The organism is Acinetobacter sp. YH12046 (assembly GCF_013419905.1).
Classification (GTDB): Bacteria; Pseudomonadota; Gammaproteobacteria; order Pseudomonadales; family Moraxellaceae; genus Acinetobacter.
The window spans coordinates 12,360-29,086 of record NZ_VOZF01000031.1 but is presented as its reverse complement, the minus strand read 5'-3'; the positions used below and the strand labels follow the sequence as shown (position 1 = coordinate 29,086).

Annotated in this window: 14 protein-coding genes; 1 reads left to right on the top strand and 13 read right to left on the bottom strand. The window is 37.5% G+C overall.

The annotated features are described in order from the left end of the window. The first annotated feature begins 363 nt into the window (after positions 1-363). Positions 364-1,734 (top strand): phosphomannomutase CpsG, encoded by a 1,371-nt coding sequence (locus FTU03_RS13685; RefSeq protein ID WP_179993265.1) that lies wholly within the window; start codon positions 364-366, stop codon positions 1,732-1,734. Between the two features lie 232 nt (positions 1,735-1,966). On the opposite strand, the gene FTU03_RS13680 is transcribed toward FTU03_RS13685, so the two are convergent. The 13 genes from FTU03_RS13680 to FTU03_RS13620 all read right to left on the bottom strand — a co-directional run bounded on the left by FTU03_RS13680 (position 1,967) and on the right by FTU03_RS13620 (position 16,720). Then, positions 1,967-2,989: an NAD-dependent epimerase gene (locus FTU03_RS13680; RefSeq protein ID WP_179993266.1), complete on the bottom strand. Its 1,023-nt coding sequence runs from the start codon at positions 2,987-2,989 to the stop codon at positions 1,967-1,969. Next, positions 2,986-4,155: a nucleotide sugar dehydrogenase gene (locus FTU03_RS13675; RefSeq protein WP_179993267.1), complete on the bottom strand. Its 1,170-nt coding sequence runs from the start codon at positions 4,153-4,155 to the stop codon at positions 2,986-2,988. The genes FTU03_RS13680 and FTU03_RS13675 overlap by 4 nt, the downstream gene beginning before the upstream one ends. Positions 4,156-4,263: 108 nt before the next feature. Beyond that, positions 4,264-5,283 (bottom strand): UDP-glucose 4-epimerase GalE, encoded by a 1,020-nt coding sequence (galE, locus tag FTU03_RS13670; protein WP_179993268.1) that lies wholly within the window; start codon positions 5,281-5,283, stop codon positions 4,264-4,266. 22 nt (positions 5,284-5,305) lie between these two features. Then, positions 5,306-6,961, bottom strand: a complete 1,656-nt coding sequence (pgi, locus tag FTU03_RS13665) for a glucose-6-phosphate isomerase (RefSeq protein ID WP_179993269.1) — start codon at positions 6,959-6,961, stop codon at positions 5,306-5,308. Then, positions 6,961-8,217, bottom strand: coding sequence for a nucleotide sugar dehydrogenase (locus tag FTU03_RS13660; RefSeq protein WP_179993270.1), 1,257 nt, complete (start codon positions 8,215-8,217; stop codon positions 6,961-6,963). The genes pgi and FTU03_RS13660 overlap by 1 nt, the downstream gene beginning before the upstream one ends. A 16-nt stretch (positions 8,218-8,233) precedes the next feature. After that, entirely contained in the window at positions 8,234-9,109 is an 876-nt protein-coding gene (gene galU / locus FTU03_RS13655; protein WP_179993271.1) for a UTP--glucose-1-phosphate uridylyltransferase GalU, read from the bottom strand. 26 nt (positions 9,110-9,135) lie between these two features. Continuing rightward, positions 9,136-11,010, bottom strand: coding sequence for a nucleoside-diphosphate sugar epimerase/dehydratase (locus FTU03_RS13650; RefSeq protein ID WP_179993272.1), 1,875 nt, complete (start codon positions 11,008-11,010; stop codon positions 9,136-9,138). Between the two features lie 135 nt (positions 11,011-11,145). Beyond that, complete coding sequence (locus tag FTU03_RS13645) at positions 11,146-12,315, bottom strand: DegT/DnrJ/EryC1/StrS aminotransferase family protein (RefSeq protein WP_179993273.1); 1,170 nt, start codon at positions 12,313-12,315, stop codon at positions 11,146-11,148. A gap of 31 nt (positions 12,316-12,346) precedes the next feature. Then, positions 12,347-13,003 (bottom strand): DapH/DapD/GlmU-related protein, encoded by a 657-nt coding sequence (locus FTU03_RS13640; protein WP_179993274.1) that lies wholly within the window; start codon positions 13,001-13,003, stop codon positions 12,347-12,349. Beyond that, positions 13,000-13,599, bottom strand: coding sequence for a sugar transferase (locus FTU03_RS13635; protein ID WP_179993275.1), 600 nt, complete (start codon positions 13,597-13,599; stop codon positions 13,000-13,002). The genes FTU03_RS13640 and FTU03_RS13635 overlap by 4 nt, the downstream gene beginning before the upstream one ends. Positions 13,600-13,601: 2 nt before the next feature. Further along, positions 13,602-14,744, bottom strand: coding sequence for a glycosyltransferase (locus FTU03_RS13630; RefSeq protein WP_218949865.1), 1,143 nt, complete (start codon positions 14,742-14,744; stop codon positions 13,602-13,604). Position 14,745: 1 nt separating this feature from the next. Then, a complete protein-coding gene (locus FTU03_RS13625; RefSeq protein WP_179993276.1) occupies positions 14,746-15,621 on the bottom strand; it encodes a glycosyltransferase in 876 nt (291 codons plus the stop codon). Then, entirely contained in the window at positions 15,614-16,720 is a 1,107-nt protein-coding gene (locus FTU03_RS13620; protein ID WP_179993277.1) for an EpsG family protein, read from the bottom strand. The genes FTU03_RS13625 and FTU03_RS13620 overlap by 8 nt, the downstream gene beginning before the upstream one ends. Positions 16,721-16,727: the final 7 nt, after the last annotated feature.

Below are 16,727 nucleotides of genomic sequence, written 5' to 3'. Positions count from 1 at the left end.
CGCGACTCATGAGTGCTCGGTTATATGCGGGCCAATTGGTTGTGCGGTAGATTTTGTGTGTAGGCTTCTTCATTTGAAAATTATATCGCTGAAAAAGCCTTTACAGATAGGTTTGTGCAACAAAGCCCTGATGAACTTTATTTTCTATATGACTGAGCAAGACAAAACTTGCAGCAATAAATCTCAATATATTAATTGAATATAATTTATTATTAGACATATTTTTCGTCCTTATAATTTTTCTAATACAATACTTTATTTTTCAAATGAAACATTATTTTAATATTATGTAACCAGCTGAATGGTAAAAATCTTTATTTGGGTTAGAATATATTTTTCAATTGTACTCTTAAATAATAAATTATGAAAAAACTTTCTTGTTTCAAAGCTTATGATATTCGCGGCAAGTTAGGTACCGAATTAAATGAAGATATCGCCTACCGCATTGGTCGTGCCTATGGACAGATTTATCAACCAAAAACCGTTGTAGTTGGCTGTGATGTACGCCTGACTAGTGAAGACTTAAAACAGGCGACCATTCGTGGTTTAAATGATGCAGGTGTCGACGTCCTCGATCTGGGCATGACCGGCACTGAAGAAGTTTACTTTGGTGCATTTCATCTGGATGTTCAGGGCGGCATTGAAATTACTGCCAGTCATAACCCGATGGATTATAACGGAATGAAACTGGTCCGTGAAAATGCCCGTCCGATTAGCGCAGATACCGGCCTTAAAGACATTCAGGCACTGGCTGAAAATAAAGAATTCGCTGAAGTTACAAATAAGGGTACGACAAAAAAATATAATATCCTGCCTGAATTTGTCGATCACCTGATGAGTTATATTGATCCAGCAAAAATCCGACCAATGAAGCTAGTGGTGAATGCAGGCAATGGTGCAGCGGGTCATGTGATTGATGCAATTGAGATCAAATTTAAAGAACTCAATATTCCAGTCGAATTTATTAAGATTCATCATGAGGCGGATGGTAATTTCCCGAATGGTATTCCTAACCCGATTCTGATTGAAAATCGTGCCAGTACACGTGATGCGGTGATTCAACATTCAGCTGATATGGGCATTGCGTGGGACGGCGATTTTGACCGTTGTTTCCTGTTTGACGAAAAAGGTCAATTTATTGAAGGCTATTATATTGTCGGTTTACTGGCACAGGCCTTTTTGCTGAAACAGGCTGGCGAAAAAATCGTGCATGATCCACGTCTGGTTTGGAATACTTTTGATGTTGTCGAACAATATCAAGGAACAGCTATTCAGTCGAAATCAGGACATGCTTTTATTAAGGATGTCATGCGTGAGCACAACGCTGCCTATGGTGGTGAAATGAGTGCTCATCACTATTTCCGTGATTTTGCTTATTGTGATAGTGGCATGATTCCGTGGTTGCTTGCCATTGCGGTTTTATCAGAAACTGGAAAATCACTATCTTCCCTAGTTGAAGAGATGATTGCCAAATTTCCTTGTTCGGGCGAAATCAACTTTAAAGTCGCAGATACTCAGGCGACTATCCAAAAAATCTTTGATCATTATGCCGACCAGCAACCAGAAATCGATCAGACAGATGGTGTCAGCCTGAACTTTGGGGCGTGGCGCTTTAACGTTCGTGCTTCTAATACTGAACCTTTATTACGCTTAAATATTGAAAGCCGTCGTGATTGCAATCCACGACCGATGCAGGACTATGTCGATGAGCTGACCCAGTTAATTCAGAGATAGTTCCAAATTTGAGATAAGATTATGAATCCGCACCTTTCAAATCAGATCTAATATCCAATTTGAACGGTGCTTCTCTCTTACAAATACGTAAAGTATTTTTTGAGCAAATCCAATGTTATATTCGCCAGCAGAACATCAGTATTACACTTCAAGTACTAATCTGAGTTTTTAGGCATACAGATAAAATATATAAATATTATGTAGTTACCTAATAATCTTCACTTTTAATAGGCTAAACTTGATAAAAATCCCGATACCAATCCACAAATTGCTTCACACCATCTTCAACAGAAACAGAAGGTTTATAGCCTACACTCTGTTCCAGAGCTGAACTATCCGCAAAGGTATCCGGTACATCACCTGGTTGCAGTGGTAGCAGATCTAGAATAGCTTGTTTGCCCACAGCTTTTTCAATCGCACGGATATATTCAATTAATTTCACTGGCGAGTTATTGCCGATATTAAAGATTCGGAATGGTGTATTGCTCGTTGAAGGATCAGGGTTATTACTATCCCAATCTAGATTTGGTTGAGCAATCTGGTCACTGGAACGGATTACACCTTCGGCAATATCAGCAACAAAGGTAAAGTCACGTGTATGATTGCCTTGGTTAAAAACCGGAATAGGTTTACCTTCAATAATGTTTTTGGTGAACTTGAATAGTGCCATATCTGGGCGACCCCAAGGACCATAGACAGTAAAAAAGCGCAGGCCTGTAGTTGGTAGTTTAAATAAATGGCTGTAGCTATGCGCCATTAGTTCATTGGCACGTTTGGTTGCAGCATAAAACTGGATCGGATGATCAACACCATGTTTTTCACTAAAAGGCATGGTGGTGTTGGCGCCATAGACACTGCTGGTGCTGGCATAGGTCAGATGCGGCGTTTTGGCATAGCGGCAAGCTTCAATAATATTGGTAAAACCGACAATATTGCTTTCAACATAGCTCATCGGGTTTTCAAGCGAATAGCGTACACCTGCTTGTGCTGCCAGATGAATCACGCGATCAAATTGATGCTCCTGAAAGCATTGATCGACTGCGGCTTTATCTGCAAGGTTAGCATGGATAAAGTCAAACTGCCCTGACTGATGTTCTGCAGTTTGAATTAACAGATCTACACGTGCCTGTTTTAAAGCTGGATCGTAGTAGTCATTCATATTGTCAAAACCGACAACATGATCACCTCGTTCCAAAAGCTTTTTGGAGACATGAAATCCAATAAAACCTGCTGCACCTGTTACCAGAATTTTCATTCATCACCTCCAAAAATATCACGTGTATACACTTTTTCTTGAACATCACTCAAATCTTTAGATCTGCGGTTAGTGATGATCACATCTGCTTGCTGTTTAAAATCATCTAAATCAGCAATCACTTTAGATTTAAAGAACTCTGCTTCTTTGAGTGTTGGTTCATAAATAACGACTTCTATACCTTTAGCCTTAAGACGTTTCATCACACCCTGAATAGCAGAAGCTCGGAAATTATCTGAACCACTTTTCATCACTAGACGATAGATGCCGACCACAGCTGGATTTCTTTCCAAAATAGAATCTGCAATAAAGTCCTTACGAGTACGGTTAGAATCTACAATAGCCTGAATCAGATTACTCGGTACTTGGCTGTAATTTGCAAGCAACTGTTTGGTGTCTTTTGGTAGGCAGTAACCACCGTAACCAAAGGAAGGATTATTGTAGTGGCTGCCAATACGATGATCTAAACACACACCCTCAATAATCTGATGAGTATTCAAATTGAAAGTTTGTGCATAAGTGTCCAATTCATTGAAAAATGCGACACGCATAGCGAGATAAGTATTGGCAAATAACTTGATTGCTTCAGCTTCGGTCGAGTCAGTAAACAAAACAGGACTATTTTTTTTGATTGCGCCTTCAATTAACATGTCTGCGAATTGCTGGGCACGCTCTGATTTCTCTCCAACAATAATACGTGATGGGTAAAGGTTGTCATATAGAGCCTTACCTTCACGTAAGAATTCAGGAGAGAAAATAATATTTTCCGTATTAAATTTTTCTTTAACTGTTTTAGTGAAGCCTACCGGAATAGTAGATTTAATAATCATAACCGCTTGAGGATTAATCTTGATTACATCACAGATGACATTTTCAACACTCTGGGTATTAAAGTAATTGGTTCTCGTATCGTAATCTGTGGGGGTCGCAATAATAACAAAGTCTGCGTTCTGATAAGCTTCATTTTTATCAATTGTTGCACGGAAGTTTAACGATTTTTCACTTAAAAAAGTTGAAATGTCAGGATCATGAATGGGTGAAACCTTCTTATTCAACATTTCAACTTTGCTGTCGATAATATCTAATGCGACTACTTCATGATGTTGTGAGAAGATCATGGCATTAGAAAGTCCAACATAACCAGTACCTGCAACTGCTATTTTCATTTCTATCCAAGTTATAAAATAATTTAAATATTACATATAAGAAATTAATTTCTTAATCACTTTTCAACTATTTACTAAATTCTAGAATTAATGTGAATGAGCTATATACTATGTATTATATCCATTCGAGTTCTGCTTCTGCCAGTTCCAACTATCTGCCAGCATATCTTCCAGACTATACTGCGGTGTCCAGCCCAATTCCTGTACTGCGCGCATATTATCTGCAAAGCAGATTGCCACATCCCCCTCCCTACGTGGTACAAATTCAAACGGAATATTAACCCCGTTCACTTGCTCGAAGATATTCTTGACTTGTAGCACTGAAATAGGCTTTCCTGTACCGATATTCCAGGCACGACAACCCGTTTGTTGCAAACGGTTCTGAATCGCCAAAACATGAGCTTTGGCCAGATCGACAACATGAATGAAATCCCGCTCACATGTCCCATCTTCAGTCGGATAATCATGACCAAAGATCGACAACTTTTTACGTCGCCCTACCGCTACCTGTGTAACAAATGGCATCAGGTTATTCGGGATACCTTGTGGGTCTTCTCCGATCTGGCCACTTTTATGTGCACCTACCGGGTTAAAATAGCGCAATAAGGCAATCGACCACTGTGGATTGGCTTGAGCTGTCTTCTCCAATAACTGTTCAACCACCATTTTGGTATAGCCATAGTTATTGGTGGGCATGCCTAGAGGCATATCTTCCTGATAAGGTGAAGGGTTAAACTCCCCATAGACTGTGGCTGAAGAACTGAAGACCAGACAGAAGACTCCAGCACGCTCCATGGCCTGTACCAGGCTAATTGAACCGGAAATATTATTTTCAAAATATTTAAGGGGGATTTGCTGGCTCTCACCAACTGCTTTTAAGCCAGCAAAATGGATCACCGCATCAATGGTATTTTCCTGGAATATTCGGTCTAAGATCTGACTATCCCGTATATCACCTTCTACAAATTTCAGGCTTTTTTGAGCCAACTGCTGGACACGATTTAAAGACTCAACCGAGCTATTGGATAAATTATCCAATACTACGACGTCATGCCCCGTATTTAATAGTTCCAAGCAGGTATGTGAACCAATATAACCTGCTCCACCCGTTACTAAAATTTTAGCCATATCTTTCCTAATTCAATCTTAATCAAGCTTTTAGGATTTTAATCAAACCCTGGGTTGAACCATCTAAACTGCTAATATCAGTTTGCTCACCATTCAGTATAGGCAACAGCTGGTTGGCAATTTCTTTGCCTTTTTCCACCCCCCATTGGTCAAATGGATTAATATTCCACAGTACCGACTGCACAAAAACTTTATGCTCATATAACGCAATCAGCATTCCCAGACTATAAGGATTTAATTCCTGTAATAAAATAGTGCTGCTTGGCTGGTTACCCTCATATTGTTTATAAGCTGGTAAGCCCTGTAACTCAGTCTGATCCAAGGCATCATTACCAAATGCCAATAATCGTGATTGTGCCAGACAGTTAGATAAAGCCAAATGATGCTGTTCGATCAAAGCATCAGCATTATCGACGTAGGTATATTGTTGACTGTTATAACGCTTCACTGGGGCGATAAAATCACAGCTGACCGCTTGGGTACCTTGGTGTAACAGCTGGTAAAAGGCATGTTGAGCATTTGGTCCAACTTCTCCCCAAATAATCGGACAAGTGTCGAACTGTACTTTTTCACCGTTGCGCTGGATGGATTTACCATTGGACTCCATTTCCAGCTGCTGTAAATAAGACGCGAAATATTTCAGGCGTCCATCATAAGGCAAGATGGCATGGGTCTGAATATCCAGAAAATTCGTATTCCAGGCACCCAGTAAGCCCATTAATACCGGAATATTCTGTTCCAGAGGCTTGTACTGGAAATGCTGATCTACGGCATGAGCACCAGCAAGCAGCTGTTTAAAACCGTCCACTCCAATACTGAGTGCAATCGGCAAACCAATACACGACCAGAGAGAATAACGCCCACCGACCCAGTCCCATAACAACAGCTGATTTTCGGGTGCAATTCCCCAGGCTGTCATTTTTTCAGGTTTAGTGGATACCCCAATAAAATGATGCTTCACGATAGAAGGATGCTGGCCTAAAGATTTTTCCAGCCATAAACGCACTGTCTGGGCATTGGATAAGGTATCAATCGTTCCAAATGACTTGGAAGAAATAATGAAAAGTGTTGTTTCTGGACGTAACTGATGCAGTAATTCAGATAGCTGACTACCATCCATCGTAGAAACGAAATGCACATTCAGGGGTTTGGCAGATTGATATTTGAAATCCGAGAGCGCATGACTAACCATTAACGGTCCCAAGTCAGATCCCCCTACCCCGATATTCACTACATCCTGAATGACTTCACCGGTAGCACCACGGCGTTGTCCGGCATGAATCTGCTCGACCAAAGCATACATACGGTCTAGCTGAGCATGAACTTCAGCTGCCAGATCTTCATGCTGCTGGTCCTCTTTCGGTAAACGCAAGGCCCAATGCATGGCTGCACGTTGTTCAGTATAGTTAATCGTCTGAGTGGAAAATAAAGACCCGATCCAGGATCTTAGATTTTGTGTCTCTGCCCATTCAATCAGATGCTGCACAGCATCGTGATTGACTCTATGTTTGCTATAGTCAAAAACTACCTGCTCAAATTGCACCGAGTACTGATTAAAACGTTCAGAATCTGCTGCAAAGAGTTGGCGTAAATGGATCGATTTCAATTGTTCTTTTACAGAATTCAGCTTTTTATAAGCATTATTGCTATTCTGGTCTGATTTAAGCTGGTCTAACATCAACGTCCCACCCCAATATAACTAAAACCGCGTGACTTGATATAAGCAGGGTCATAGAGATTACGTCCATCCAGAATCAAAGGATGCTGCATCAACTTGCTGAGATAAGCATAATCCGGGCTACCATACTGTTTCCAGGCCGTGATTAAACACAATGCATCTGCATCTTCTACCGCCTGATACTGGTCTTCACATAAAATTAAATCGGTACGTTGACCATAAATCTGTTCAATATTGGTCAAAGCCTGCGGATCATGCAATTTCACTGTCGCACCTTGTGCCCACAATGCTGCCAGCATGGCGTGTACTGGAGATTGCTGGATACTTGGGGTATTTTCTTTAAATGCCGCTCCCCAGATGGCGACTGTTTTGCCTTGTAGGTCTCCACGGAAATAATTCCATAGCTTACGGAATAACAATTCTTTTTGCTGCTCATTGATATCCCAAACCTGTTCCAGTAACTGGTTTTTCACCCCTGAATCCGCTACTGCGTGGGTCAGTGTCCGGATATCATGAGAAAAGTTTTCTCCACCAAAACCAACGCCAGGAAATAGATAAGCTGAACCAATACGATTATCTGCCGCCATACCCTGACGGACTTGTTCAATATCAATCCCCAGTTTTTCCGCAACACTTGCCAGATCATTCATATAGCTGATCCGGGTAGCCAACATGCCGGAAATACTTAGCTTGGTAAATTCTGCATCTAATATAGACATAAACAGATATTGCTGGGCACGAGGGAATAAGGGACGTAATAACTCTCTGACTTTGAGCTGTACATCTGGCTGATCGCAACCCACAATCAGTTGAGTCGCTTGAACAAAACTGCGAATAGCATTTCCTTCCTGAATAATATCTGGAAGATAGACCCAGTCATCATTCGGCAAAAGCTGCTGGAATCGCGCTGTACCATGTAAACCAAAGGTGGATGCATTAATCATCAGTTTAGGGTGCGCAAAGCAGGCATGATGAATGGTATTTAACATCTGAAATGCTAGCTGCTCTTCGGTAGCATTAAAACTGAAGAAAAAAACATCCTGATTAAAAGTCAGATGCTGAAAATCACAACAGTTTAAGAATCCTAATTCCTGCTGTTTTTGTAGCAATAACTGTAAAGATTCATCTTGGAAATATGTCCGGGCAGGCTCATCAGTATTAAAGCTATTACACCATACGACCTGATGGCCACATTCAGCTAAAAGGGCTGAAATAACACCTGAGAATAAGGTTTTTCCTAATACTGCGACTTTCATAGTATCCCTTTTTTTATTATAAGGCCAATTCCTGAATCAATGCTTTAAACTCAGCACCGAGTTTGGGATGATCTACACCATAATGCAATACAGCCTTAAGATAGCCGAGCTTGCTACCACAATCAAAGGTTTGACCTTTCATCCGATAAGCCTCGACAACTTCTGTTTGCTGCAATAGTGCAATAGCATCAGTCAACTGGATTTCATTGCCTGCCCCTTTCGGTGTCTGCTCCAGTAAATGCATAATCTTTGCAGGAAGGATATAACGGCCTACCACAGATAAATTCGACGGTGCAGTACCAATCGCCGGCTTTTCCACAATCCCTTGCATCACCGTACTTTCACCTTCCGCAGGCGAAGCAGGCACATCCACAATCCCATATTGATCAACCAGATGATCAGGAACTGCCTCAACCATGATTTGTGATGCACGAGACTGTTCATAACGTTGAATCATACGTGCCAGGTCATTTTCCGGGTCCTGATCTTTCACCAGTACATCCGGTAATAACACCGCAAAGTCATCATCGCCAATGACTGCTTTGGCACACAGTACCGCGTGGCCCAGACCCAGAGGCTGTGGCTGACGTACGCTAATCACACTCACGCCTGCAGGCAAAATCTCAGTAACTTCTTTAAGCAAGTCGGTTTTGTTTTTTTGCTCAAGAGTAGTTTCAAGTTCAAAGTTACGATCAAAGTAATTTTCAATTGATGCTTTGGAAGAATGCGTCACCAAAATAATTTGCTCAATTCCGGCCGCAATCGCCTCTTTTACCACATATTCAATGGCCGGACGGTCAACCACCGTCACCATTTCTTTGGGAATGGATTTGCTGGCTGGTAAAAAACGTGTGCCAAGTCCTGCAACAGGGAGAATTGCTTTTTTAATCATGTTATTCAACCTAATTATTTCCAAATTTAATTTACTTTAATTTCCTGACCACGCTGATAACCATCGACATAATGTTCAAGCTGCATTAACGCCCAGTCCACATCACTCTGAGTGGCTGTCAGCACATGCATACGATTAAATACTTCCAGAATTTCAGCTAAAGGATAATGCTTTTCTACCGATCTTAAAATTCGCTTATGTGAAGTAATCTCTGTATTTTCTTGGTCAATTAACAGCTCTTCATACAGTTTTTCACCTGGACGCAACCCAGTATATTGAATTTCGATGTCACCATCGGGGTTATGACTGTCTTTCACCTTTAAGCCACTCAGTGAAATCATTTGACGAGCCAGATCCTGGATTCTTACCGGTTCACCCATATCGAGCAGGAATACATCGCCGCCTGTGCCTAAAGCACCTGCCTGAATCACCAACTGCGAAGCTTCAGGAATCGTCATAAAGAAACGTGTCACTTCAGGATCGGTAACAGTGATAGGTCCACCTTTGGCAATCTGCTGCTTAAATAAGGGAACAACCGAACCCGATGAACCCAAGACATTTCCGAAACGTACAATACTAATTTGGGTTTGATTCTGTGCTTGCGCCATGGCCTGACAATAAAGCTCTGCCATACGTTTGGTCGCACCCATGACATTGGTCGGACGTACTGCTTTGTCGGTCGAAATTAGTACAAAGGTCTCGACCCCTTTTTTCACTGCAGCATTGACACTAAAGGCAGTTCCTACCGCATTATTTTTTAAGCCAGCCAATGGATTACATTCTACTAGTGGAACATGCTTATAAGCTGCGGCGTGATAGACAGTTTGAACGCCATATTGCTCAATGACTCGTTCCAGTTTACTTTCATCCACTACCGAACCGAGAATTGGAATAATTTCACAGCTGGCACTAAGTCGTAATTCTTTATCGATACTATATAAAGCAAACTCTGTTAGCTCATAGATAATAAGTTTTACCGGTTGATTTTTAATAATTTGACGACATAGCTCTGAGCCAATGGAGCCTCCTGCCCCTGTAACCATCACGACTTTATCTTTAATATTTTTTTCTAGTAGTTCTGCTACAGGAGGAACTGGATCACGTCCCAGTAGATCAATGATATCGACTTCCTGAATATCAGAAACTCGAATTTCACCATTGACCAGTTTAGTCAGCCCTGGAATTTCAGTAATTTTTAAATGTGCAGGTTCTAAGAATTTTACGATCTCGCTTTTACGGATACGTCCCACTGAAGGAAGTGCAATCAGAATTTCATCAATGCGAAGTTTGGTAAAAGATTTTAATGCAGTTTCTGGCGCATAAACTTGAATTCCCCCAATATTCTGACCGCTCAATGAAGGATTATCATCAATAAACATGACTGGTAAATGTTCATTAGAACGATTTAAAGTTGCTGCAACCTGCTGTCCTGCATAACCTGCACCATAAATCGCAATCCGTTTTTTAGATACACCTGCATATAAATAAGAACGAACAATGAAGCGGATTATTCCCCGACTAAACCAGACCCAGGCAAACATCATGAAGCCAAACATTAAAGGAATAGAAGTAGGAATGAATGCATGTGTGGCATACGCAAGCAAATACAAACCGATGACTGCCAAAACAGTGGCCAGCCCTAATTTGACAATAAAAAATTCATTAAAAGTACGAACAATAAAACGATAAACACCACAAACAAATAAAGCCAATACGGCAATGGCACTGACCCAAACTGTACCAAAAGGAATATTGGGAACAACTTCTGCACCCAGATCGAATTGACGAATGGCATAGCAAAGCCAGATCAGCACGGGAAATATGCAAAAGTCTAAAATAACGAGAAAGGTCTGTTTAGCCGCACGTGGAGATTCAACTAAAGGTAGAATGATAGATTTCACTTGCTGTGTCTTCTCAATAATTATTTATAAATTTTTACCTCATATTAAATATTAGAGAGAATTGAGGTAAAAACTTGGATAAATGTTTAAAGTGTACCTATAAAGATACACTTTACATGATTGAATCCTAGAGAATTATATGCGACTAATCACCTGCTGAATAACATCTTTAGTTGTTTGAATATTATTTTCTGTTAACGTTGGATGCACGAGGAACATTAGACTGGTTTCACCCAGTTTTTGAGCGTTCTTTAAACGCTCTTTTGGACGCCATGGCGTGTCATCAAAAGCATGCTCCAAGTAGACTTCTGAACAAGATCCACTAAAGCATGGTAGACCTTCGGCATTAATTTCAGTCATGATTCGGTCACGTGACCAGCCTTCTGGTAAAGCATCAGTATTGACTTGTATATAGCATTTATAGGCAGCATGTACATAATCATCTGATGGACGATGAACTATAAAGTATGGGCTATCTGTAAAGGCAGCATAAATTTTTTCCATATTTGCATTACGCTTTGCTGTCCATTCAGACATCTTTTTCAATTGAATCCGTCCAATCACAGCCTGCATTTCCATCATGCGCCAGTTCGTGCCAAAGGAGTCATGTAACCAGCGGAATCCCGGTGGATGCTGTTTGTTATATATACTGTCAAAGTTTTTACCATGATCTTTATAAGACCACATTTTTTTCCATAAGGTTTCATCATTGGTAGTGACCATTCCTCCTTCACCACCCGTGGTCATAATTTTATCCTGACAGAATGACCAGGCACCAATATGACCGATTGAACCTGCAGATTTTCCTTTATACATGGCACCATGGGCTTGGGCACAATCCTCAATCACATACAGGCCTTTTTCTTTTGCCAATTGCATGATCGGGTCCATATCACACATCCAGCCAGCGAGATGCACACAAATAATCGCTTTGGTATTAGGCGTTAAAACTGCTTCAATCGTACGACGTGAGATATTTTGCGAGTCCATTTCCACATCGGCAAAAATCGGATTTGCCCCAGCAGTTACAATAGAGCTAGCAGATGCAAGGAAAGTACGTGAAGTTACAATCACATCATCACCCGCCCCGATCCTCAAGGCTTTCAAGGCTACATCCAAAGCCACGGTACCATTCGCCAATGCTACTGCATATTGTGTGCCAGCAAATTGAGCAAATTCTTTTTCAAATTCACGGCATTCCTGTCCAGTCCAGTAATTCACTTTATTGGACAATAAAACCTGGGAGACAGCATCAGCTTCTTCTTGCGTAAAGCTTGGCCATGGTTCAAATGCAGTGTTTAACATGATAGTTCCTAATTTTCAAAACTTTAAAAACTTATTTTTTCTCTAAAATACGTGCCGGATTGCCAACTACTGTCACACCTGGTGGCACACTTTTAGTCACTACTGCGCCCATTCCTACCACAGCGCCCTTACCAATCACTAAAGGTTTGTCTGGTGTGCCTTGTTTAATTACAGCTCCACTACCGATATAGGCATGATCTTCTATACAAACATTTCCATTACATCGTACCCCTGTTGCTATAGTGACATAGTCCCCAATGGTACAATCATGTGAAATAGAACTATGAAATCCTATATGACAAAATTTTCCTATATAAACATTCGTACTAATAACAGTATAAGGACTTAAAATAAGCGCAATATCAGCTTTAATGGGAGAAAGAATAGTACTTTGGTTCGATATAATCGAAAACAATTTAGCTCTATCCAAATGGAGATTATTAGAAATCTTCTCTCGTATTACACTATTAGCAATAGTGATATTAATATACTTTTTTGGACAATCTAATTCTAAAAATTCAGAATAAGAAAGAACTTTATCTCCATCAATAGAATCTAAATTAGAATTATCATCGATATAGCAAAAAAGAATATCTTTTTGCTTATTACTCGCAAATTGTAGTTTAAAGAAACTTAATACTTGTCGTCCAAAGCCGCCCGCTCCATAAACCGCATATACAATGCTCATTTTTCTTTATTACCGGTAAATTTTGTCATAGTTACTTCTTCAGATTGATTAATCCCTTCTTTAAACAATACTTTTTTCACAGTTTGGAACATAATTTTAAAATCCAGCCAGATTGACTGATTCTCCACATACCAAACATCAAGTTCAAATTTCTTTTCCCAGCTTATCGCATTGCGCCCATTCACTTGTGCATGACCAGTCATACCTGGACGCACATTGTGACGTTTGGCTTGCTCTTCATTATATAAAGGCAAATAATCCATAAGTAATGGTCGTGGACCGACAATACTCATATCTCCTTTAATCACGTTCCACAGTTCCGGCATTTCATCGAGACTCGTTGCACGTAACATTTTTCCAAATTTTGGTAACCGCTGTTCATTAGGTAATAAATTACCTTTTTCATCTCGCTCATCTGTCATGGTACGAAACTTAACCATCTCAAATGGTTTACCATTTAAACCTGGACGAATCTGACGAAAAATAACCGGTGATCCAAGATTTTTACGAACTTTATAGGCAACATAAAAATATAGGGGAGATAATATAATTAAAGCAATTGAAGCAATAATTATATCTAGGATACGTTTAATCATGATTACTGCCTTTTATTAATAAGACTTAAATAAAATTTTAAATAATTATCCCATACTTTTTCCTGCTGGAATTTCTCTTTGGCCCAAGAAGCACATTCTGAATAAGGTTGTATATTAGAGTTTTTCAATTTTTCAATTGCATAAAGAATTTCTTCAGTTTCTTTGAATTTAAAACGCTTACCAGAAATGTCTTCTTTCACACTATCTTTAATTCCTACAATATCATAAGCAAATGTTGGAATACCACAGGCAGCCGCTTCAATAGCCACATTACCGAAGCCTTCACGGTGAGACAAAAATAAATGCAAATCTGATAATTGAAATATTTCATGAATATCTAAGGTATATTCAATAAAAGAAAAATTAGGGTTAGTTTTAAGATCATAAATAATACTTCTAGATAACTCGTCCTCAATACGACCAACTAAAATAAATTTACTATTAGTAAATTTACTTTTTTCAATAATATTTTTGAGCTCTATAATTCCTTTATCTTTGCAAATTCGTCCGATAGTACATATAACAAAATCATTTTCTGGAATATTCATTTTTTTTCTTAATAATTTTTTATCTTTGGATTCAATAGGATAGAATTTATCTGTATCAACACCGTTAAATGAACCATAACCTAATAAAATAGCCTTATCAGATTTAAGTAGATTTTCCAGTATAGATTTTCGCATAACAGATTCAGAAACAAAAACCACCTTACTTGAAAAAAGAAAAGTAAATTTATCAATAATCTGAAATATTTTTCTTTTTAAACCCTTATCATTTTCATACACTCGACCTTGTACTACTGCTAAACGATTCTTTTGGAATGCAAAAAAACTTGCAATTGAAGTAAGTAATAAAGCTTTGGGAGTAGAATAAACTATTAGATCAAATCGGTTAAATATAAAGAAAAAAAACAATTTAAATAAACAAAATATATCTTTTCCTAAATTAGGTTTTCTATATAAGGGAAAGTGCAATACTCTTCCCACATTTCGTTTATATAAACTCTCTAAATCACTTGCACTTCCACCACAGATTAATGTGATATCAATATCTTTTTTATTACTAAAAAATTCTAATTGATTTCTACATAAACTATTAAATGAAATAGCATCAGTCATAATAAAACAAACTTTTTTTATAGGCATATTATTTACCCGACATAATCTTTAATAAGATATTATTATGATAAGCCTCGAAATTTTTATCCAGAAATTTATTATTACGACGATTAGCTATTTTTTGTAAATATCCAATTTTATCTAATATAAATACAATAACAACCTTAAAATATTGTATAGAAAACTTTTTCAAATTAAAATGTTTACTATATTTTGTATAAATTTTAAAACTGTCAACATATGACCGTTTAAGCTTATCTACAGAGATAACCCCTTCTTCTCTATAATAAAGCAACAATTCAGGTAAAATAGCAATTTTTAAATCGTTTTTAACAAAGGAGCGGCACCATAATTCGTAATCTTGAGAACGAGGGAGATTTTCATTATATTTATTTCTCAAAAACCAGTTTTTTCTCGCCATTACTGAGGGATGCACTATAGGAAATCCTTTATCAATAGAAACATTAGTAATAATATTAGAAGATGCTCTATAACCCCTAATACAGTTATTAGAATCAATAGAAACTAATCCTGAAGACACAATATCAATATCCCTATTACTATTTAAATAAGTGAATTGTTTAAAAAGCCTATCTGGATGCATAATATCATCAGCATCCATTCTTGCAATATATTGCCCTTTAGATTCATCAATTAATTGATTAAGTCTGGTAGGTAACTTCTTGTTTTTCCCATCAGAAATAACTTTAATTCGTTTATCCAAGCTTTGAAATTTTTTAGCAATTTCAAAAGATTTATCAGTAGAGCCATCATCAACTAATATTAATTCCCAATTTGCATAGGATTGCATAATAACTGATTGAATAGCATAAGATAAATATTTCTCATTATTATAGAATGGAATTCCTACACTAATTAAAGGATGATCTTCGTAATTACACATATAACTTAAAACCAATAAAAATAAAAATCAACATAATAATATAGTGTAATTTTATACCTTTTTTTAAAAATGGTGAATAAAATAAAGGCATAACCAGAAATGGGATAGCAACCCAAGAAAATAGGCCCCATCGATCAGAAAAAGGCAATTGAAAGGCCATAAAAAATATAATACTTGAAATAATATAATATGAAATTAATAAATTATATTCATTTTTGAGAAAACTATCATTTAATTTTTCTTTAATATATAAAGCTAATATTAAAAAGAAAGTATTAAAAATTACAAATTGAGGCTTAAACCCAATAGTATAATTAGTTTCCTTATCCATAAAATAGCTCTCCCTTCTATCCCCCCCCAAAACTTCCAAAATAAAAGGAGAAATATTTAAAAGGCTAAATTTAGAATATGATAAAAATATAGATATAAAATAAGCTATAATCAAAATTATTGTGGGATTAAATTTAATTTTACTAAAAAGTATGCTTATTAAAAAAAGAATAATAGGTATAATTGACGTTGAATGGAAGAATAAAGACAAAGCAATAAAGAATAAAATTTTATTTTTATTGTCTTTTTCAACCCATAAAGAATAGGCAAATAACAGTAAAGATAAAGATACGCCCTGCCTAATAATATTAGTATTCATACTTATAAAAAAGAAAAAAGAAAGGCTAGAGAAAAAACATATAAATAAATTAGACTTATACAAACTATTAATTTTTCTTAAAGCTAAAAAATTAAAAATAATTGAAATACAAGAAATGATAAATAAAAAATATCCAAAGCTTAAATCAAAATACTTTATGATTAAGATTAATAGTGTAAACAAAAATTCACCACTAAAATCTAAAGATACATCTTTTAACCAAAAGAAATTATAATAATTATTTGTATCTACACCAACGCTTGTGTCTCTCAACCCTATTAAAAAAATCATAGAGATTAAGGGAAATAAAACTAGATAACTGCCTAATTTGTTTTGAAAAAGAATATCTTTTTTAATTTCAGAAGATAATGAAGATACCAATACCAAACAAGCAGTACAAAAATAAATCAGATTGAATATAAAATTAAATAAGGTATTATCTATTAGCATATTAATT

Excerpts from the sequence above, each read along its gene's own strand:
- FTU03_RS13685 (WP_179993265.1), top strand. The coding sequence starts at position 364 with ATGAAAAAACTTTCTTGTTTCAAAGCTTATGATATTCGCGGCAAGTTA.
- FTU03_RS13680 (WP_179993266.1), bottom strand. The coding sequence starts at position 2,989 with ATGAAAATTCTGGTAACAGGTGCAGCAGGTTTTATTGGATTTCATGTC.
- FTU03_RS13675 (WP_179993267.1), bottom strand. The coding sequence starts at position 4,155 with ATGAAAATAGCAGTTGCAGGTACTGGTTATGTTGGACTTTCTAATGCC.
- galE (WP_179993268.1), bottom strand. The coding sequence starts at position 5,283 with ATGGCTAAAATTTTAGTAACGGGTGGAGCAGGTTATATTGGTTCACAT.
- pgi (WP_179993269.1), bottom strand. The coding sequence starts at position 6,961 with ATGTTAGACCAGCTTAAATCAGACCAGAATAGCAATAATGCTTATAAA.
- FTU03_RS13660 (WP_179993270.1), bottom strand. The coding sequence starts at position 8,217 with ATGAAAGTCGCAGTATTAGGAAAAACCTTATTCTCAGGTGTTATTTCA.
- galU (WP_179993271.1), bottom strand. The coding sequence starts at position 9,109 with ATGATTAAAAAAGCAATTCTCCCTGTTGCAGGACTTGGCACACGTTTT.
- FTU03_RS13645 (WP_179993273.1), bottom strand. The coding sequence starts at position 12,315 with ATGTTAAACACTGCATTTGAACCATGGCCAAGCTTTACGCAAGAAGAA.
- FTU03_RS13640 (WP_179993274.1), bottom strand. The coding sequence starts at position 13,003 with ATGAGCATTGTATATGCGGTTTATGGAGCGGGCGGCTTTGGACGACAA.
- FTU03_RS13635 (WP_179993275.1), bottom strand. The coding sequence starts at position 13,599 with ATGATTAAACGTATCCTAGATATAATTATTGCTTCAATTGCTTTAATT.
- FTU03_RS13630 (WP_218949865.1), bottom strand. The coding sequence starts at position 14,744 with ATGCCTATAAAAAAAGTTTGTTTTATTATGACTGATGCTATTTCATTT.
- FTU03_RS13625 (WP_179993276.1), bottom strand. The coding sequence starts at position 15,621 with ATGTGTAATTACGAAGATCATCCTTTAATTAGTGTAGGAATTCCATTC.
- FTU03_RS13620 (WP_179993277.1), bottom strand. The coding sequence starts at position 16,720 with ATGCTAATAGATAATACCTTATTTAATTTTATATTCAATCTGATTTAT.